We start from the raw sequence: 17993 nt of genomic DNA, 5'->3' as shown, positions 1-17993 counted from the left end.
ATTTCAGCTACGTTCTGGACAGCGGTGCAGGCATCCCAGACAGCCTGAGGCAAAAGGGGTCCTTCCTTCCGAAGATGCCATGCGGGGGGCGCGAGCGCGACGCTTATTTAGCGTCAGGGTACGGGCAAGGTTACCAGTCGGCCAGGTTACCGGCTCCGGTTACCACCCCCAGGCGCAGTTACCACCCCACCAGAATCTTCATTCAACCAACCCGCCCGGCGGCAACGCTTGGCGGGTTTTGCTTTTGGGACTTCCACTTTGAACACGCTCAACGTCGAGTACCGCAAGGTCGAGGCGCTGATTCCCTACGCCCGCAATCCGCGCACGCACGCCGAGAGCCAGATCGCCAAGATCGCGGCCAGCATCGTCGAGTACGGCTGGACGAACCCGATCCTCGTCGACGGCGACAACGGCATCATCGCCGGGCACGGGCGTTTGGCCGCTGCGCGCAAGCTCGGCCTGGATCAGGTGCCGGTGATCGAACTGGCCCATCTAACCGTCGCGCAGAAGCGGGCACTCGTGATCGCCGACAACCGGCTGGCACTGGATGCGGGCTGGGACGAAGAAATGCTCGCCCTGGAACTGGCTGAGCTGTCCGACGCGGGATACGACCTCGCTCTGACCGGCTTCGAGGATGCCGAGATCGAGGCACTGCTCACCAGTGCGGCGGCCGTCGCAGATGATGAATCAGAGTCCGAAGCCGACGAGCCTGACGCGGCTGACGACGTGCCAGAAGCCCCCGTCGTGGCAGTGTCCCGGCCGGGCGATGTCTGGGCGATTGGCCCGCACCGCCTGATCTGTGGTGACGCCACCGACCGGGACGTGGTCGCTGCGCTGATGCAGGGTGAAGTCTCTCGCCTGTGCTTCACCTCGCCGCCCTACGGCAACCAGCGCGACTACACCTCGGGCGGCATCTCCGATTGGGACGGCCTGATGCGCGGCGTGTTCGCGCACCTGCCGATGGCAGGCGACGGTCAGGTGCTGGTCAACCTGGGCCTCATCCACCGCGATAACGAAGTGATCCCGTACTGGGACGCTTGGCTGGGTTGGATGCGCCAGCAGGGCTGGCGGCGCTTTGCGTGGTACGTCTGGGATCAGGGGCCGGGGATGCCCGGCGACTGGGCAGGCCGCTTCGCGCCGAGCTTCGAGTTCGTCTTTCACTTCAATCGTGAAAGCCGCAAGCCCCACAAGATCGTGCCGTGCAAGCACGCCGGGCAGGAGTCGCACCTGCGCGCTGACGGGTCGTCCACCGCCATGCGCGGCAAGGATGGCGAGGTGGGCGGCTGGACGCACAAGGGGCTGCCGACGCAGGACACGCGCATCCCCGACAGCGTGATCCGCGTGATGCGCCACAAGGGCAAGATCGGTCAGGACATCGACCACCCCGCCGTGTTCCCGGTGGCGCTGCCGGAGTTCGTCATCGAGGCCTATACGGATGCGGGCGACATCGTGTTCGAACCCTTCGGCGGCAGCGGCACAACGATGCTGGCTGCCGAGAGAACGGGCCGCATCTGCCGCAGTGTGGAAATCGCGCCGGAGTACGTGGACGTGGCCATCAAGCGGTTCCAGCAGAACCACCCCGGCATACCGGTCACCTTGATCGCCACCGGTCAGTCCTTCGAGCAGGTCGCCGCCGAGCGCGCTGCCACCTCTGACATCGAGGTGATGGCATGAACTGGCTGGCCAACAAGATCGAACAGTGGCCGACCGCCAAGCTGCTGCCCTACGCTCGCAACGCGCGCACCCATTCCGAGGAGCAGGTGGCGCAGATCGCCGCCAGCATCGTGGAGTTCGGATTCATCAATCCGATCCTGGCGGGCAGCGACGGCATCATCGTTGCAGGTCACGGGCGCTTGGTCGCCGCCCAGAAACTCGGACTGGAGATCGTACCGGTGGTCGTACTCGATCACTTGAGCCCCACCCAACGTCGGGCCCTGGTCATCGCGGACAACCGCATCGCCGAGAACGCGGGGTGGGACGACGCAATGTTGCGCATCGAACTGGAAGCCTTGCAGCTGGAAGACTTCGACCTCGATATCACCGGCTTCGACGCCGACGCGCTGGCCGAACTCATCGCGGGCGAAGAGCCGGACAACGAGGGCCAGACCGATGAGGATGCGGTGCCCGAGCTCAGCGAGACACCCATCTCGCGTCCGGGCGATGTCTGGATCATGGGCCAGCACCGGCTGCTGTGCGGCGACTCGACCGTGGCCGCGAGCTACGACCACCTGATGCAAGGCGCGGTGGCGGACATGGTCTTCACCGACCCGCCGTACAACGTGAACTACGCCAACTCTGCCCGCGACAAGATGCGCGGCAAGGATCGCGCGATCCTGAACGACAACCTGGGTGAAGGCTTCTACGACTTCCTGCTGGCGGCACTGACGCCCACCGTGGCCCATTGCCGGGGCGGTATCTACGTGGCGATGTCCTCCAGCGAACTGGATGTGCTGCAGGCCGCCTTTCGCGCTGCCGGTGGCAAGTGGTCGACCTTCATCATCTGGGCCAAGAACACCTTCACTCTGGGGCGCGCCGACTACCAGCGCCAGTACGAGCCGATCCTGTACGGATGGCCCGAGGGCGCACAGCGGCACTGGTGTGGCGACCGGGATCAGGGCGACGTCTGGAACATCAAGAAGCCGCAGAAGAACGACCTGCACCCGACGATGAAGCCGGTGGAGTTGGTCGAGCGCGCGATCCGCAATTCGAGCCGCCCCGGCAACGTGGTGCTCGACCCTTTCGGCGGCTCGGGCACGACGTTGATCGCCGCCGAGAAGTCAGGGCGACAGGCGCGGCTGATCGAACTCGACCCGAAGTACGTCGACGTGATCGTGCGGCGTTGGCAGGACTGGACTGGCCAGCAGGCCACCCGCGAGGTGGATGGCGTGGCGTTCGATCAGGCGGCTTCCTGCTCTTCGATGATCGCGCAGTGAATCACGAAGCCCGTCAGGTAGGGCACGCCGCGCGGGATGCCGTAGTCCTTGCTGGTCTGGCGGCCAATCGTCCAGCCCATCCACGTCTGCGTGGCGGCGTCGATGGCGTCCTTGAGGGTCTTGCCGATGTAGAGGCTGTTCTGCACATCGTCCGCAAAGTGGCGCCCGTGGCGGCTGTCGAGGAAAGCCCGGATGTTGTCGAGATCTTCGCCCGTGGTGTCCGCGATGGAGGCCATCGCCATCGGCCACGCAGCGGCGGCGTGTTCGCCCATCGTGCCCCAGAAGCCCCAGGCGTCGTTTTGGGTGGTGGGGATTTGCGTGGTGGCGTTCATTTCTGGCTCCTTCGAGTTGATCGTTGCGACACCCGTAGTAACGCGCTGTTCGATTGAGAAGCCAAGCGCTGCTTGGCCCCTTTCTCGATCCTTCTGATCAGGCGATGCGGTAGACCCGCTCGCCGCCCTGCGGCTTGTCCGAGACGATGGATAGGCCCAGCTTTTTCTTGAAGGCCCCGGCAAAGGTACCGCGCACGGTGTGTGCCTGCCAGCCGGTGGCGGTGCAGATCTGGCCGATGGTCGCGCCCTCGGGACGTTGAAGCATCCGGATGACTTCAGCCTGCTTGCTGTTCTCGCGGGTGCGAGGCTTGGTTTCTTTGGCCCACTGGGCCTCACACGCGGCCACGTCGGCCTCGAGGTCTGGGTCTGGGGCCAAGGTGGCAACTGTCGCCTCGGGTGCGGCCTGTGGCGCAACAGTGGGCGCGGGGCGTGCCATTCCCAGGGCGTCATAGCCCTCGGCGGCGACGCGCCAGCCCTCGCTATCGGGCGTGATCAGGGCGCGGTTGAACAGGCCGTCGAGCACCTTCTTGCGCGCGCCGCCTTTGACGTGGTCGGGAAACCAGTCGATCTTGCCGCCGCTGGTATTGATGGCCTTGGCCAGGATGGCGTGCTGGGCCGGGGTGAGTTGGGTGGTGGTCATTTGCTGCTCCTTGGGAGTGGTTGATGGGGTGACGTGATGAACGCGCTGTTCCCGATCAAAGCCAAGCGTTCTGTCCGCGCTTGCGCAACAAAGATGTCATGCCTCGATCCGCTCCCTTGCCCTGTCGCCACCCTGGCTGCGCCGCGCTGGTGGAGGACGGCAGTGGTTACTGCCCTCGCCACCAAGGCGATCGGCGCCAGTGGGACAACACCGCCCGGGCCAAGGCCCGTCAGACCCGTCGTGCCTGGCACACCGGCGATGCGCGCTGGCGCGCGCTGCGTGCCGAGGTCTTGCGCGAGCAACCCCTGTGTGTGCAGTGCGCGCGTGGAGGCCGGGTGCAGCTGGCCACCGTCGTTGACCACGTCGACGGCAACGCCATGAACAACGATCGCAGCAACCTGCAGCCGCTGTGCGCCTCCTGCCACGCGGCCAAGACTGCCCGCGAGGACGGCGGCTTCGGTAACCCGCGCCGCTGATCGTTGCTGACCGCCCGTGACCCTTGGGGGCAGGGGGGAGGTGAAGTTCAGCGCCGCCGGCCCAGTGTCCGCGCGGTCCCTCATTTTTTTGTTTCCGCGAATTTGTGACCGGGGGGATTCCCCCTGGGCACCGAGATATCCCTATGCGAGGCCGCAAGCCCAAACCCACTGCTTTGAAACTGATCGCTGGCAACCCCGGTAAACGCGCACTCAACGCCCACGAACCGCAGCCGCGCACCGACCTGGCGGCTCCGCCCGCGTGGCTGACCGAGCGCCAGCAGGCCACCTGGCGGGAAGTCGTCGAGCTCTCGCCGCCGGGCCTGCTCAAGGACGTCGATGCCTCGGTGTTCGCTGTCTGGGTGGTGGCCTTCGACCTGTACCAGGAGGCCAGCGAAAAACTCGCCCGCACCGGGATGCTGATCAAAGCACCAAACACGGGCGTTCCGATGCAGTCCCCGTACCTGGCCATCGTCAATCGCCAAGCGCAGATCATGCTCAAGGCCGCTGCCGAGATGGGATTCACGCCCGCCTCGCGCTCACGCGTGGTGGTCAAGCGCGATGCCATCGTGGCCGACGACCCCTGGGGCGCGATTGCAGGGGGCGGCTGATGGCGCAGCGCAGTTACACCGCCGTGGCCCAGCGCTACGCCCAAGCCGTGGTCGCGGGAGACATCCCCGCCTGCCAATGGGTGCGTCTGGCCTGCCAGCGACAACTTCATGACCTGGCGCGCTTCAAGGGGCGCGCCTCGCCTTACCGGTTCAACCCGGTGCTCACCGATGCGATGGGCCGCAAGTACCGGCCCGCTGACAACCTGTGCGCCTTCGTCGAGCTCTTGCCGCACATCAAGGGGCCGCTGGCCGGCACGCCCATCACGCTGGAGCCCTGGCAGGTGTTCATCCTCAGCACCATCTTCGGCTGGGTCAAACGCGATGGCCGGCGGCGCTTTCGGCGCGCCTACATCGAGGTGCCGCGCGGCAATGCCAAATCCACCCTGTCGTCCGCCGTGGGCCTGTACATGCTCACTGCCGATGGCGAGGGCGGCGCGGAATGCTATTCCCTGGCCACCACGCGCGACCAAGCCCGTATCGTGTTCGGCGATGCACAGCAGATGGCGCGCAAATCCTCGGGGTTCAGGGCCCGCTATGGCGTCACCGTGGGCGCGCACAACATCCACGTAATCAACACCGCCTCCAAGTTCGAGGCCCTGTCGGCCGAAGGCTCGACGCTGGATGGCCTGAACATCCACTTCGGCTGCATCGACGAGTTGCATGCCCACAAGACCCGCACCGTCTACGACGTGGTGGAGACCGGCACCGGCAAGCGCGACAACTCCCTGCTGTGGGTGATCACCACGGCCGGATCGGATCGGGCGGGCATTTGCTACGAGGCGCGCAGCTTCGTCACCCGCGTGCTGGGCGGTCAGGTTGAGGACGACAGCCAGTTCGGCATCATCTACGGCCTGGACGACGGCGACGATTGGGCCACGGAAGACGCGCTGGTAAAAGCCAATCCCAACTGGGGCATCTCGGTACGCCCAGAGGTCATCCTGCCGCTGCAGGCCAAGGCGCTGCAACTGCCCTCGGCCACCAACAATTTCCGCACCAAGCACTGCAACGACTGGGTGAGCGTGGACACAGCTTGGATGGACATCCGGGCCTGGGAGCGCTGCGCTGATAGCCACCTGCGCCCAGAGGACTTCGAGGGGGAGCCCTGCTGGATCGGCATCGATCTGGCCAGCAAGGTGGACATCGCCTCGATGGCGTTCCTCTTTAAGCGCGAGGGCAGGGTGATGGCATTCGTGCGCCACTACCTGCCCGAGGACACAGTGTTCGCCGCCGCCAACAGTCAGTACCAGGGCTGGATGCACGCGGGCCGTCTGCTGGCCACGCCGGGCAACGTGACCGACTTCGGACTGATCGAGGCGGAACTGCTGGACGCTGCCGCCCGTTTCGAGATCAAGGCTGTGGCGTTCGATCCCTTCCAGGCGACGCAGTTCTCGACCCGGATGCTGGCCGAGGGCCTGCCCATGATCGAGGTTCGGCCCACGGTGCTGAACTTCTCCGAGCCGATGAAGCAGCTCGAGGCCCTGGTCTTGCAGGGCAAGTGGGCGTTTGACGGCGACCCGGTGCTCACCTGGATGGTCAGCAACGTGGTCTGCCACCGCGACGCCAAGGACAACATCTACCCGCGCAAGGAACGTCCGGAAAACAAGATTGACGGCGTGATCGCTGTGCTGATGGCACTCAACCGGCTGCTCTTGGACAACGGCGACACCGGCTTCATCGAACAGGGATTCGTCGCGCTATGAACCTTCGCAATGTGTGGAAACGCCTGCGGGGTGGGCGGAATGCAACGCCCGCTGCCAGCAACTCCATGACCCAGGGCAGTGCCGAGCTGTACGAACTGCTCGCAGGCAGCCCTGCCGCCTCGGGTATGGCGGTCAACGAATCCTCGGCCATGCGCGTCACGGCGGTCTATGCCTGCGTGCGTCTGATCGCCGGGGCCATCGCCAGTCTGCCGTTGGCGGTGTACCGCCGCACCGAGGACAGTCGTGAGCGGGTGCGCAATGATCTGTGGTGGCTGCTGAATGAACAGCCGTGCTCCACGGTGTCGGCGGCAGTGTTCTGGGAGTACCTGGTGGCCCAGATGCTGCTCTCGGGCGACGCCCTGGCCGAGATCGAACGGGGTCGTGGAGGCGCCATCCGTCAACTGATTCCACTGGACAGTCGATCCGTGGGCATCCGCCGCGTCGAAGGACGCTTGCGCTATGAGTTCTGCCGCGATGGCGAGTGGCTGGGGCGCGACCAGGATGACATCCTGCACATCCCGGGCTTTGGCTTTGACGGCACCCGGGGTATGAGCGTGATCCGCCATGCGGCGCGGGAAGCGATCGGCCTGGCCCTGGCGGCCGAGGCCTTCAGCTCCCGCTTCTTCGCCAGTGGCGCGCATCCGGACGTGGCGCTCAAGGTGCCCGGCAAGATGACCCAGGAGCAGATCGACAACCTACGCCGCATCTGGGCCAGCAAGTATGGCGGCGCGCACAACGCGAGTCTGCCCATCGTGCTGACCGAGGGCACAGACTTGAAGGAGGTCACGCTCTCGGCGCAGGACTCGCAGCTGATCGAGGCGCGGCGCTTTCAGGTTGCCGATATCGCCCGCGCCTTCGGCGTGCCGCCGCACATGGTGGGTGAGACGGACAAGTCCACATCCTGGGGTTCGGGCATCGAGCAGCAGGGCATCGGCTTCGTGCAGTACACGCTGGCGCCGCACCTCAACCGCATCGAGCAGGAGATCAACCGCAAGTGCTTCCGCACCGAGCGGCTGTTCGTCGAGTTTAACGTCGAAGGACTGCTGCGTGGCGACTCCAAGGCCCGCGCCGAGTACTACACGCGGGCGCTGGGCGGTACGCAAAACCCCGCCTGGATGACCCCCAACGAAATCCGCCAACTGGAAAACCTCCCGCCGCTGGCCGGTGGTGACCACCTGGCCCAACCCAAGGAATTCCATGATGCCCCACCCACGACGCAAACCGATGAACCGACTACCGCAACTGCTGCATGACAACGCCCACACGCCCCGGCGCTACGTCTGCCAGGTCGACGCCAACGAGGACGCTGCCACCCTGTGGCTGTACGACGTGATCGGCGCCGACGCCTGGGGCGGGGTTGGCGCGGCGCGCTTCGCCCAGGACGTGGCCGCGATCCAGGCACCGGTGATTCACCTGCGCATCAATTCCCCGGGCGGTGACGTATTCGACGCCCGCGCGATGGCCACCGCTTTGCGCGCGCACCCGGCGCGCATCGTCGCCCACATCGATGGTCTGGCCGCCTCGGCCGCGTCCTACGTGGCGCTGGCCGCCGACGAGGTCGAAATCAGCGACGGCGCCTTCCTCATGATCCACAACGCCTGGGGCGTGGTGCTGGGCAACCGCCACGACCTGCTGGAGATGGCCCTCACGTTGGAGAAGATCGACGCCAGCATCGCCGCCGATTACCAGCGCAAGAGCGGCCAAGACCCCGCCACCGTCCAGCGCTGGATGGATGCGGAGACCTGGTTCACCGCGCAGGAAGCGCTGGCGGTGGGCCTGGTGGATCGCGTGACCGATTCCAGCACTGCGAGTACCGAGGCCGCAGCCCAGCAGCGCTGGAACCTCTCGGCCTACGCGGACGCGCCGTTCCTGCAGCCGCGTGCTTCCCCTGTGGGTGACGCGCGTGAGCGATGGCGGCGCCTGGCCGTGATCGAGCGCTGCGCCTGAGCCAGCGACCTGTACCTACCGATTTCCCGTCCTGTTCCTTCCCGCCGCCCGAGATCTCTCCGGCGGCTTTTTTACGTCTGCATCTCCGGAGAAAAACCATGAGCATCCAATCCCTGCGCGAAGAGCGCGCCCACCATGCCAAGACCCTGCGCAACCTGGTCGACCAGCACGCTGGCGATCAGTGGCAGGACGTCCAGCAACAACAGTACGACCGCCTGGTCGCCGACATCGACCGGCTCGATGCCCAGATCGCGCGCCAGCAAAAGGCCTATGACCTGGACGCACAAAACCATGCCGCCACCGAACGCCGCAGCGACGAGCGCGGGGTGTCGACCGACGAAGCCGCCCACCAGCTGCAGCAGGAGAAGGCCATCTTTGTGGCCTGGCTGCGCGGCGGCATCAACGCCTTGAGCTACGAGCAGCAGCAAGCGGTGGCCCGCAAGGCGGCCAGCATCCAGGCGAGCATGGGTACCACGGTGCCCGCCGAGGGTGGCTATCTGGTGCCCACGGACGTGGCGCGGCAGCTGATCGAGGCAATGGCGGCGTTTGGCGGCATGCGCGAGGTGGCCACCACCTTGCCCACGGCCAGCGGCAACCCGATCAACTACCCGACCACCAATGCCACCGCCGAGGAGGGCGAGATCGTGGGCGAGAACCAGTCGGTCACGGCGCAGGACTTCACCTTCGGTGTGAAGTCCATCGGGGCCTACAAGTACAGCTCCAAGTCGGTGGCGGTGCCCTTCGAATTGCTGCAGGACGCGGTGATCGATCTGGAGGCGCACATCAACCAGCGCCTGGCCCAGCGCATTGCGCGCATCACCAACCGGCACTTCACCGTGGGCACCGGCGTGGGCCAGCCGACCGGCGTCGTGACAGCGGCCAGTGTCGGGGCGACCGCTGCGAACGCTGCGGCCATCACCTTCGATGAACTGATCGACCTGGAGCACAGCGTCGATCCGGCCTACCGGCAGGCGGGGCGCTGCCGCTTCATGTTCCACGACAGCACGCTCAAGGCGATTAAGAAGCTCAAGGACGACCAAAAGCGACCGCTCTGGTTGCCGGGCGTGGCGGTGCGTGAACCCGACACCGTGCTGGGCTACGCCTACACCATCAACCAGCATATGCCGGTGCTGGCCTCCGAGGCCAAGGCGGTGCTGTTCGGGGATTTCTCCAAATACCTGATCCGCGATGTGCTGGCCGTGTCCCTGTTTCGGCTGACCGATTCCAAGTACACGGAGAAGGGCCAGGTCGGCTTCCTGGCGTTCTCGCGCCACGACGGCAATCTGATCGACGTGGGCGGAGCCGTTAAGGCCTTGCAGCAGGCAACGTGATGCGGGCAAGCCTGACGGTGCCGCCCGCGGGCGAGCCTTTGATGCTGGCCGAAGCCAAGTTGCATCTGCGGGTCGATCTCAGTGATGACGATGCCTTGATCACGGCGCTCATCAGTGCAGCCCGCGAGCAGGTGGAGTTCCTCACGGGCCAAAGGCTGATCACCCAGACCTGGGAGTTGGAATTGGCGGCGGGCGAGCGCTGCGTGCTGGAGGGCTTGCTGCCGATCCAGAGCCTCACCAGTGCGTCGGCCTACACCCTGGATGGGCGCTGGCCGCCAACCCTGACCACAGCGCAGGCGGCCACGGTGACCGTGGTCTGCGGCTTCGGCAATGCGCAGGCGGTTCCGTCATCCCTCCGGCAGTGGATGCTGCTGCGCATCGGCACTTGGTACGAGCAGCGCGAGGCACTGGTGTCAGGCACCGCTTCGGAGCTGCCGCGCGGATTTGCCGACGCCTTGCTCGATCCCTGGTGCGTGCCGCGATGCTGAGTCTGCCAGCCGGGCGCCTGCGCCACCGCATCGAGATCCAGAACTACGAAATGACCCAGGACGACTGGGGTCAGCCGATCTACACCTGGACGCATTGGGCCGATGTCTGGGCATCGGTCGAACCCTTACAGGGGCGGGAATTCTTTGCGGCACAGGCGCTGCAGTCGCAAACCACCGTGCGTATCCGGATGCGCTACCGGACTGGCGTCACTTCGCAGATGCGGGTGGTGTGGGGCGGCCGGTTCTACGACATCGAGTCGGTGATCGAGCCGCAGTCCAGGCGGCATGAATTGCAGTTGATGTGCAAAACCAGTCTGGCCCCCCCCTGATCGGTGGGGCAGGCCAGGTCATAAGGAGGTGAAGAGATGGATCCGGCAACCGAGATCGCAGGCGACCAAGAGCAGCCACCGGCGACCCTCGTCGAGAACATGCTCCTGCTGCGCCGCGAGGACTTCGACGAACTGCTCGACCGCGCCGCCGAGCGTGGCGCGGAGCGTGTCCTGTCCCATCTCGGCCTGGAAAACGGCCACGCGGCACGCGACATCCGTGAACTGCGGGATCTGCTCGAGGCTTGGCGCGATGCCCGTCACACCGCGTGGCAAACCTTCGTGAAGGTGCTGACTACCGGCATCCTGGCCGCACTGCTTGTCGGGGCCGCCATCAAACTGAAGCTGATGGGAGGAAGTCAATGATCGAGACGCTGCTTGGCGGCCTCCTCGGCGGGGCCTTCCGCCTTGCGCCCGAAATTCTCAAGTGGCTCGACCGCAAGGGCGAGCGCAGCCACGAGCTGGCGATGCAGGACAAGGCGCTGGAGTTTGAGAAGTTGCGCGGCGCGCAGCGTATGGCCGAGATCGGCGCGAGCGCGGATGTGGCCTGGAACGCCGGCGCCATCGAGACGCTGCGCGAAGCCGTCCGCTCGCAGGGCGAGAAGACTGGCGTGCGTTGGGCCGACGCGCTGTCCAGCAGCGTGCGGCCCGTGATCACCTACTGGTTCATGGCGCTGTACTGCGCGGCCAAGTCGGCGGCGTTCGCGGCCGCCGGCACCGCCGGCGCGGGTTGGGGCGAGGCTGTCCTGCACGCCTGGACGGAGGCCGATCAGGCGCTGTGGACTGGCGTGCTGAACTTCTGGTTCATCGGCCGCGTGTTCGAGCGGGTGCGGCCGTGATTCCGGTGCCGAAAACGGCCATCGAGCTTGCCAAGCGCTTCGAGGGGTTCCATCGGGTGGCAAGGGCCGATCCCGGTCGGGCACAGCCTTACATCTGCCCGGCCGGGTACTGGACGATTGGCTACGGCCACCTGTGCGACGCAAAGCATCCACCGATCACAGAAGCGGAGGCCGAGGCCTACCTCGCCCAGGATCTGAAGGTGGCGCTGGCCGCCACGCTTCGCTACTGCCCGGTGTTGGCTACGGAGCCCGAGAACCGGCTCGCGGCCATCGTGGACTTCACATTCAACCTGGGAGCGGGGCGGCTGCAAACCTCGACACTGCGGCGGCGGGTCAATCAGCGGGATTGGATCGCAGCAGCAACGGAACTGCGCCGATGGATCTACGGCGGCGGGAAGGTGCTCCCGGGCCTGGTGGCGCGCCGAGCCGCCGAGGCCACCTGGCTGCTCGACAACACTTGAGCCAGGACAGGTCAGGCGCGCTTGGCTTTTCGCCGGAACAGCGCGTTCATGTCATCCCATCGATCCCCTGGAGCGATTCTGTGAACCACCGATTCAAGAAGGCGGTCATCGACGACATCACCGCGGCGAATGTCGACGACAAGCTGCAGACCAGCCTGCTCGAACTCTTCGAGTACGCCATGAAGTCAGTCGCGCCCACGCTGGTGAGGGAGGCGCGATTCGACACCACGGACTTCGCCACGTCTCGTCAACGCGGCTGTGAGGGCTTCACCATGCTGATCAGCCGCGCGCGAGCCGATTCGAGTAATTGGTGGTTCGGCGCATTTCGGCGTGGCGACCAGCGGCTCGACGTTGTCGGGCACCTCGAGTAGCGCGGTCAGTCAGTCGCCGTGGGCAGATCCCAGTCCGCCGCGCGCGCCTCGCCGGTCTGGTAGAACTGCTTGACGAGCTTTACGAAGCCGAGGAAGTCCTTGTTCTCGGTCGCCAGACGATTGGCCATGTCCCAATCGATCTCGTCCCGCTCGCGCGCAGGAATCAATACCTGGCTGTCGACCGGGTTCTCGGTGTCCAACTTGATCAGACCGATGCCGTGCGCCGCGAAAAGCATGCGCAGCTCCTTGAGCGTGTCCTGGCCCTCGATCTCCGCCGCGACCAGGTAGCCGAAGTTGGCCCATGATGAGTTGGAAACAGCCTGGAAAAAGCACTCGCGCGCGTTTGACCGGTTGATCAGCAGCTTGGCTTCGAAGGACCACAGTCGAGTTCGCTTGTCGGAGTACTGATTGACGCAGTCGCGCACCTCCTGATGCCACTCCGCGCCCAGGTCCTCCATGCCTACCACATCGGGGTAGAGCCAGCGGTTGCCGTTGGGGCCGCGCTTGTTCGACGACTTCTTCTCGTCGATGCGCTTGGAGAAGACCCGGAACTCCTCCCACAGGTACTGCGACAGCATTGGATACAGCGCGTGCTCGCCGAGCTTGCCTGCCGCCGCATCGGCAGCAGGCACAGCCGCTTGTCCCGCCTCAGCCGCTGCCACCTCGGCGCTGTCGGACTTCTCCGAGTAGTAGTACTTGCGCGGGCGCCCCTCTGTGGTCTTCAACTCGGGGTGGCGTTTCTGCAGCGTGGGCCGTTGCGAGCTAATCTCCGCCACCAGTTGTTGCACCAGGCCAGCGTCGTCGGTGATGAATTTGCTGCTGGCTTTCTTGGCCTGGCATTCCTCTGGGTAGGTCGAGAACACCCACTCGGCGATCTGCCTGGCGGTGAATTTCTCGCCAGCGCGTTCCTTCAGGAAGCTGAGCATCGTCTTGCTGAGATTGAGCTTTTCCTGCATGTTGCCCCCGGGTGCAGCTCAGGCTTGGGCGCCCGATTGAGGCGGCACTGACGGTTTCTGTCCTGGGCGGTAGGTCGAATCGAACACCATGTCCGCCAGCCAGCGCTTGAAGTTCGGGTTGTCGCTAAACTGCTTGAAGAGTTCGGTGTGGTCGTCGAGCAGCTCCAGCACTACGCGGTTGAGCGCCCTGTCGTGCTCCAGCCTGGCGTTCTGCTTGCCCGAGTTCGCCTGTGCGTTCTGGTAGGCCTTGTCCTGCGCGACGCGCGCCGGAATCTCTTCGGTGACGACCTTGCGAATCTTGTCGGCGTCATGCCACTCGATGTTGCCGAACAGGTCGTTGAACTGCTTGATGATGTTCGACAGCCTGTCCAGCTCTGGTTCGCCGCTGCCTCCGCCACCTCCGGGGGGTGGAGGTTCGACAAAGGCATCTGCGTCATCCATCGCCATGCGCATGGACGCCTGGGCCTGAGCGCGGTAGCTGTCCATGTCGATGGCCTCCAGCACACCCTTGGACAGATCCTCCTCCTTGGGCGCAGGCAGCTTTGGAATCAGGAAGTTGAGGAAGATCGACAACTTCTCCCATGCCGGATGCCCGTAGGGCAGGATGGCCGCCAAGAAGCCGTAGCTGCGGACGAAGGCCTTCGCCTTGCCCTTGAACTTCACTTGGTCGTCCTCCGAGAGCTTCTCGACGTATTCCGCGACGCACGCATCGAGGATCGGGTCAAGCCGGTCGCGCTCGGCTCCGCCGAGGTACTGCGCGACGAGGTCTTCCACCTGTTGCCAGCTGTAGACCTGCTGTGCGTCCAGATCGCTCTTCAGGTCGTGGAGCTTGTTCGGATCGGTTTCCCCTTCCTGGATCGTGGCGCGGTAGTACTCTTGGAACGCCGCCTTGACTGCCTCCGCGTTGTCGGCGAAGTCGAGCACGAATGTGTCCGCCTTCTGCGGATGCGCGCGGTTCAGTCGCGAGAGTGTCTGCACGGCCAGGACGCCGGCCAGAGGCTTGTCCACGTACATCGTGTGCAGCAGCGGCTCGTCGAAGCCCGTGACGAACTTGTTCGCGACGATCAGGAAGCGATACGGGTCTTGCCTGAGCTTGGCCGGAATGTCCTTGCTCGGAAATCCGTTGAGATCGGCCTCGGTCTTCCTCGACCCGCCGATCTCAAAGTCGCCGGAGAACGCCACGATGGCCTTGTACGGGCTCTTGATCTCGGTGAGGTAGTCTGAAACCTCGCGGAAGTAGTCGATGGCCCGGGCGATGCCGTTGCAGACGATCATGGCGCGCGCTTTGCCGCCGATCTTCTTGGCACCGATCACCTGCTCGACAAAATGATCGACCATGATCTCCGCCTTGCGACGGATCGCCTTGTCGTGGGATTCCACGTAGCGCCGAATCTTCTTCAACGCCTTGGCCTTGTCCACCTCCGGATCGTGCTCGACGGTCTTGGCGACATGATAGAAGCTCGATACCGGGGTGTAATTGGCGATCACGTCGAGGATGAAGCCCTCCTGAATCGCCTGCTTGGTGGTGTACGTCAGCTCCTCGGGCGACCGGAACTGCACCGTGTCGCCGACGACCTGGCGCTCGCCAAACAGCTCCAAGGTCTTCGTCTTGGGCGTGGCCGTGAAGGCGTAGTAGCTGGCGTTGGCCAGCATCTTTCGGGACTCGATCAAGGCGTTGACCTTGTCCTCGATCGATTCCTCCTCTTCGTCCTCGCCGCCTTCCGCGGTGTGTCCGGACAACGCCAGATGCATCTTAGCCGTCGTCTTGCCGCCCTGGCTGGAGTGGGCCTCGTCGATCAGCAGCGCGAACTTCTTGTCGCCGAGATCCCCCAGCTCGTCCAGGATGAACGGGAACTTCTGTACCGTGGTGACGATGATCTTCTTGCCTCGGCGCAGGAAGGTGCGCAGCTCCTCGGCGCTTTCCGAATGACCGTAGATCGAGGCCACATGGTCGTAGGACCGGATCGTGCGGGCAATCTGCGTGTCCAGCGCACGGCGGTCGGTGATGACGATGACCGAATCGAACTGTGCCTGCCCCGCATCCGCCGCCGTCTTTAGTTCCACCAGCTGATGGGCCAGCCAGGCAATCGTGTTGCTCTTGCCGCTGCCGGCTGAATGCTGGATCAGGTAGCGCTTGCCGACGCCGTCCGCTCGGCTGCGCCGCAACAGGGCGCGCACCGTGCGAAGTTGGTGGTACCGGGGGAAGATCTGCTTGCGCGTCTTGCGCTTGCGGCCATTGGCGTCTGCCGCTTCCTCCTCTACCAGCTGCGCGTAGTTCTCGATGATGTTAGCCAGCGACTCCTTCACCAGCACCTGCTTCCACAGGTAGTCGGTCTTCAAACCATGAGGATTCGGTGGGTTGCCTGCACCGCTGTTCCAACCCTGGTTGAAAGGCAGGAACCAGGAGGTCTTGCCGGTCAGGTGAGTGCAAAAGCGCACCTCGGCGTCGTCCACCGCCATGTGGGCAACGCAGCGGCCGAGTTGGAACAGCAGCTCATCCGGGTTGCGATCGGTCTGGTACTGCACGATGGCGTCCGCGAAGGTCTGCTTGGTGAGCGAGTTCTTCAGCTCAAAGGTGAGCACCGGCAAGCCGTTGATGAAAATCACCATGTCCAGCGCACGCTGGGACTCGTCGTTGCTGTAGCGCACCTGCCGCGTGACGCTGAAAATGTTCTTGCCGAAGGCCTCGGCAGCGGCAGCATTGCCCGGGGTGGGCAACAGCTTGTAAAGGTCCACGTGTACCGGGCCGTGGCTCACGCCCTTGCGCAGCACGTCCACCACGCCGCGCTTGGTGATCTCGCCCTGCAGCCGGTGCAGAAATTGGGTGCGCTGGATGCCCTCGGCGTCCAGGTTCAGCGCTTCCACCGCCCTGGGCTGCGTCGCGCGAAGGAAGGCGAGCAACTGGGTCACGTCCAGCGCCACATCGCGGTTGTAGTCCGCGGCATGGCCCTGTACGTAGCCGCTGGCGACCAGGTCGCGCACGATCAGGGCTTCGAGGCCCTTTTCGCTGGTGTCAGTCGTGCTCATCGGGTTCCCCCTTCGCGTCCGGCTTGGGGTCTGCCCAGCGGAAACTCACTTTCAATGCATTGAGGGGCGATGCGTACGGGACGATCCCTTCATGCTGCAGGCGCCCCACCACGATCCCCGGATGAATCGAGAGTTCACCGGCGAAGGCGCGAATCGCTGCGGCATGGCTACCCAGCTTGACCAAGCGCTGCCGATACTGCGGAGGGATCAGGAAATCTGCCGCCCACTGGTTAGCCTCGTGCTCGCAATCATCAGTGCTCGTGCCGCCGTCAGGGTCGTCAAGGAACACGGCTTTGCGGCCTTGCGCCGACGTTCCGTGCAAGAGGATGTGCGCCGCCTCGTGGAAGAACGTGAACCAGAAGCGGTCGTTGGATTTGCCATAGAGGGAAAGCTGAATCAACGGCCGCGACGGGGACAACCACCGCGCCACCCCCGAGACGTGCGCCCGGGGTATTGCCGGCACCAAGGCCAGCGTCACCCCCGCATCGCGAAGCAGCCGCTTCATTTGCGGTTCGAAAACCTGCGGCGGCTGCGTCGTCAGGTGGCGAATCTGCCCCAGCGCCTTCTCGAAACGCGCACGGTCGTACTTGAGGGCATCCCAGCCTTCGGCCTGCTTCTCGCCCAGGCGCAGCCAGGTTGCAATGGCGGCCAGGTCGCTCTGCTCGGCGCGGCTGCGGCGGTACTGCGCCTTCAAGTCGGCCACGTAAACGCCCTCCCATTCCTCGGGGGAGGCCACACCAAAAAAGCGCAAACAGGCTTCAACCAGCGCCGGCTTGTTCTTCTCCACCAGACGGGCCTTGGCAACGACGCCTTGCGCCATCAGCTCCTTGATGGGCAGCCTCTCCAGCCAACCTACCCACCCTGCGCAGCGCTGGGCGAACTGCTGGCGCTCCAGCCGTTCGCGATACGTGGCCTCTTTGCGCAACCAGAAGCCCGCCGTGCTGCCGAGGACGCGCTCCAGCCGCGAGGCCGTGTCTTCAGTGATGGCCGCCTTGCCGTTGATGAGCTGGCTCACATGTTTTTCGGTGTAGCCCAGCCGCCGGGCCAGCTCGGCTTGCGTCCAGCCGCGTTCCTCCAGCACATCGGCAATGGTGTCGCCGGGCGGGGAAACCCAGTCCGGCGCGAACGGTGCATCCAGATCAGTCATGGTAGTCCCCGATGAATTCGATACAAACAATGGTCACGGCCCGCCAGTTGATGCCACCGTCGGCATGACGTGGCACGGGGTCATTGGCGGGCGAGAAGGTCAGCCGCCAGCCACCCGCCAGGTTGACCGCGTACTCGCCGGACCGGTCGCCCGTCAACGGGTGGGGATTGCCCGCCACCAGCTCGGCCACGCTTGCGGCGTGCTCCAGGTCATCCAGTCGGGCCCGCAGCTTGCGGGCGCAGGCATCGCCCAGTTTTTTCACGGCGGTAGCCTGGCTTTCGCACAGCAAGCGCACCTTCTTGTCCCGGAAGCGGATCTCCAACGCGGTTCTCCATGGTAGCACAATCTTTACCAAATCGGTAAAGTCTATCTCCCCGGCCACCCCCTGGATGGCCGCTCAGCCAAGGCCAG

Annotated in this window: 20 protein-coding genes; 14 read left to right on the top strand and 6 right to left on the bottom strand. The window is 64.9% G+C overall.

Going from position 1 to position 17993, the window contains the following annotated elements; all coding sequences use genetic code 11:
- Window positions 1–258 precede the first annotated feature (258 nt).
- On the top strand, window positions 259–1674 hold the full coding sequence (locus CDN36_RS18855; RefSeq protein ID WP_287497592.1) for a site-specific DNA-methyltransferase: 1416 nt from the start codon (window positions 259–261) through the stop codon (window positions 1672–1674).
- The gene (locus CDN36_RS18850; protein ID WP_287497591.1) at window positions 1671–2933 is read left to right on the top strand and encodes a site-specific DNA-methyltransferase; all 1263 of its coding nucleotides are present in this window, start codon (window positions 1671–1673) and stop codon (window positions 2931–2933) included. Before CDN36_RS18855 ends, CDN36_RS18850 begins: the two co-directional genes overlap by 4 nt.
- Here the strand turns inward: CDN36_RS18850 and CDN36_RS18845 are convergent.
- Both CDN36_RS18845 and CDN36_RS18840 read right to left on the bottom strand, forming a co-directional pair.
- The gene (locus CDN36_RS18845; protein WP_287497590.1) at window positions 2897–3265 is read right to left on the bottom strand and encodes a hypothetical protein; all 369 of its coding nucleotides are present in this window, start codon (window positions 3263–3265) and stop codon (window positions 2897–2899) included. The genes CDN36_RS18850 and CDN36_RS18845 overlap by 37 nt on opposite strands.
- A gap of 97 nt (window positions 3266–3362) precedes the next feature.
- A complete protein-coding gene (locus CDN36_RS18840; protein WP_287497589.1) occupies window positions 3363–3905 on the bottom strand; it encodes a DUF3489 domain-containing protein in 543 nt (180 codons plus the stop codon).
- 98 nt (window positions 3906–4003) lie between these two features.
- Between CDN36_RS18840 and CDN36_RS18835 the strand changes: the two genes are divergently transcribed.
- The 12 genes from CDN36_RS18835 (at window position 4004) to CDN36_RS18780 (ending at window position 12452) form a co-directional block, all read left to right on the top strand.
- Window positions 4004–4381: an HNH endonuclease signature motif containing protein gene (locus CDN36_RS18835; RefSeq protein ID WP_287497588.1), complete on the top strand. Its 378-nt coding sequence runs from the start codon at window positions 4004–4006 to the stop codon at window positions 4379–4381.
- A gap of 173 nt (window positions 4382–4554) precedes the next feature.
- The gene (locus CDN36_RS18830; RefSeq protein WP_287497587.1) at window positions 4555–4989 is read left to right on the top strand and encodes a phage terminase small subunit P27 family; all 435 of its coding nucleotides are present in this window, start codon (window positions 4555–4557) and stop codon (window positions 4987–4989) included.
- On the top strand, window positions 4989–6689 hold the full coding sequence (locus CDN36_RS18825) for a terminase large subunit (protein WP_287497586.1): 1701 nt from the start codon (window positions 4989–4991) through the stop codon (window positions 6687–6689). Before CDN36_RS18830 ends, CDN36_RS18825 begins: the two co-directional genes overlap by 1 nt.
- The gene (locus tag CDN36_RS18820; RefSeq protein WP_287497585.1) at window positions 6686–7942 is read left to right on the top strand and encodes a phage portal protein; all 1257 of its coding nucleotides are present in this window, start codon (window positions 6686–6688) and stop codon (window positions 7940–7942) included. The genes CDN36_RS18825 and CDN36_RS18820 overlap by 4 nt, the downstream gene beginning before the upstream one ends.
- The gene (locus CDN36_RS18815) at window positions 7914–8636 is read left to right on the top strand and encodes a head maturation protease, ClpP-related (protein ID WP_287497584.1); all 723 of its coding nucleotides are present in this window, start codon (window positions 7914–7916) and stop codon (window positions 8634–8636) included. Before CDN36_RS18820 ends, CDN36_RS18815 begins: the two co-directional genes overlap by 29 nt.
- Window positions 8637–8734: 98 nt before the next feature.
- Complete coding sequence (locus tag CDN36_RS18810) at window positions 8735–9967, top strand: phage major capsid protein (RefSeq protein ID WP_287497583.1); 1233 nt, start codon at window positions 8735–8737, stop codon at window positions 9965–9967.
- A complete protein-coding gene (locus tag CDN36_RS18805) occupies window positions 9967–10455 on the top strand; it encodes a head-tail connector protein (RefSeq protein ID WP_287497582.1) in 489 nt (162 codons plus the stop codon). Before CDN36_RS18810 ends, CDN36_RS18805 begins: the two co-directional genes overlap by 1 nt.
- On the top strand, window positions 10449–10784 hold the full coding sequence (locus tag CDN36_RS18800) for a phage head closure protein (protein ID WP_287497581.1): 336 nt from the start codon (window positions 10449–10451) through the stop codon (window positions 10782–10784). Before CDN36_RS18805 ends, CDN36_RS18800 begins: the two co-directional genes overlap by 7 nt.
- A 36-nt stretch (window positions 10785–10820) precedes the next feature.
- Window positions 10821–11147, top strand: coding sequence for a DUF6127 family protein (locus CDN36_RS18795; RefSeq protein WP_502920391.1), 327 nt, complete (start codon window positions 10821–10823; stop codon window positions 11145–11147).
- A complete protein-coding gene (locus CDN36_RS18790) occupies window positions 11144–11620 on the top strand; it encodes a hypothetical protein (RefSeq protein ID WP_287497580.1) in 477 nt (158 codons plus the stop codon). The genes CDN36_RS18795 and CDN36_RS18790 overlap by 4 nt, the downstream gene beginning before the upstream one ends.
- On the top strand, window positions 11617–12081 hold the full coding sequence (locus CDN36_RS18785; RefSeq protein ID WP_287497579.1) for a lysozyme: 465 nt from the start codon (window positions 11617–11619) through the stop codon (window positions 12079–12081). Before CDN36_RS18790 ends, CDN36_RS18785 begins: the two co-directional genes overlap by 4 nt.
- An 80-nt stretch (window positions 12082–12161) precedes the next feature.
- Entirely contained in the window at window positions 12162–12452 is a 291-nt protein-coding gene (locus CDN36_RS18780) for a hypothetical protein (protein WP_287497578.1), read from the top strand.
- Window positions 12453–12457: 5 nt separating this feature from the next.
- Here the strand turns inward: CDN36_RS18780 and CDN36_RS18775 are convergent, their stop codons facing one another.
- The 4 genes from CDN36_RS18775 to CDN36_RS18760 are packed head-to-tail and all read right to left on the bottom strand — an operon-like array spanning window position 12458 to window position 17904.
- On the bottom strand, window positions 12458–13408 hold the full coding sequence (locus CDN36_RS18775; RefSeq protein ID WP_287497577.1) for a COG2958 family protein: 951 nt from the start codon (window positions 13406–13408) through the stop codon (window positions 12458–12460).
- 18 nt (window positions 13409–13426) lie between these two features.
- Entirely contained in the window at window positions 13427–16435 is a 3009-nt protein-coding gene (locus CDN36_RS18770; protein WP_287497576.1) for a type I restriction endonuclease subunit R, read from the bottom strand.
- On the bottom strand, window positions 16422–17582 hold the full coding sequence (locus CDN36_RS18765) for a HigA family addiction module antitoxin (RefSeq protein WP_010959639.1): 1161 nt from the start codon (window positions 17580–17582) through the stop codon (window positions 16422–16424). Before CDN36_RS18765 ends, CDN36_RS18770 begins: the two co-directional genes overlap by 14 nt.
- Window positions 17575–17904: a type II toxin-antitoxin system RelE/ParE family toxin gene (locus CDN36_RS18760; RefSeq protein WP_010959640.1), complete on the bottom strand. Its 330-nt coding sequence runs from the start codon at window positions 17902–17904 to the stop codon at window positions 17575–17577. The genes CDN36_RS18765 and CDN36_RS18760 overlap by 8 nt, the downstream gene beginning before the upstream one ends.
- Window positions 17905–17993: the final 89 nt, after the last annotated feature.

It is taken from the genome of Pandoraea sp. CB10b_02 (assembly GCF_002216225.1).
Lineage (GTDB): Bacteria > Pseudomonadota > Gammaproteobacteria > Burkholderiales > Burkholderiaceae > Pandoraea > Pandoraea nosoerga.
Note: the sequence above shows the minus strand (reverse complement) of the source record. Positions and strands in the feature narration are given on the sequence as shown.

Bases quoted from the DNA above. Each gene is read 5' to 3' on its own strand.
- CDN36_RS18815 (WP_287497584.1), top strand. From the start codon at position 7,914: ATGAACCGACTACCGCAACTGCTGCATGACAACGCCCACACGCCCCGG.
- CDN36_RS18790 (WP_287497580.1), top strand. From the start codon at position 11,144: ATGATCGAGACGCTGCTTGGCGGCCTCCTCGGCGGGGCCTTCCGCCTT.
- CDN36_RS18810 (WP_287497583.1), top strand. From the start codon at position 8,735: ATGAGCATCCAATCCCTGCGCGAAGAGCGCGCCCACCATGCCAAGACC.
- CDN36_RS18845 (WP_287497590.1), bottom strand. From the start codon at position 3,265: ATGAACGCCACCACGCAAATCCCCACCACCCAAAACGACGCCTGGGGC.
- CDN36_RS18795 (WP_502920391.1), top strand. From the start codon at position 10,821: ATGGATCCGGCAACCGAGATCGCAGGCGACCAAGAGCAGCCACCGGCG.
- CDN36_RS18850 (WP_287497591.1), top strand. From the start codon at position 1,671: ATGAACTGGCTGGCCAACAAGATCGAACAGTGGCCGACCGCCAAGCTG.
- CDN36_RS18805 (WP_287497582.1), top strand. From the start codon at position 9,967: ATGCGGGCAAGCCTGACGGTGCCGCCCGCGGGCGAGCCTTTGATGCTG.
- CDN36_RS18800 (WP_287497581.1), top strand. From the start codon at position 10,449: ATGCTGAGTCTGCCAGCCGGGCGCCTGCGCCACCGCATCGAGATCCAG.
- CDN36_RS18765 (WP_010959639.1), bottom strand. From the start codon at position 17,582: ATGACTGATCTGGATGCACCGTTCGCGCCGGACTGGGTTTCCCCGCCC.
- CDN36_RS18770 (WP_287497576.1), bottom strand. From the start codon at position 16,435: ATGAGCACGACTGACACCAGCGAAAAGGGCCTCGAAGCCCTGATCGTG.
- CDN36_RS18825 (WP_287497586.1), top strand. From the start codon at position 4,989: ATGGCGCAGCGCAGTTACACCGCCGTGGCCCAGCGCTACGCCCAAGCC.
- CDN36_RS18820 (WP_287497585.1), top strand. From the start codon at position 6,686: ATGAACCTTCGCAATGTGTGGAAACGCCTGCGGGGTGGGCGGAATGCA.
- CDN36_RS18840 (WP_287497589.1), bottom strand. From the start codon at position 3,905: ATGACCACCACCCAACTCACCCCGGCCCAGCACGCCATCCTGGCCAAG.
- CDN36_RS18835 (WP_287497588.1), top strand. From the start codon at position 4,004: ATGCCTCGATCCGCTCCCTTGCCCTGTCGCCACCCTGGCTGCGCCGCG.
- CDN36_RS18775 (WP_287497577.1), bottom strand. From the start codon at position 13,408: ATGCAGGAAAAGCTCAATCTCAGCAAGACGATGCTCAGCTTCCTGAAG.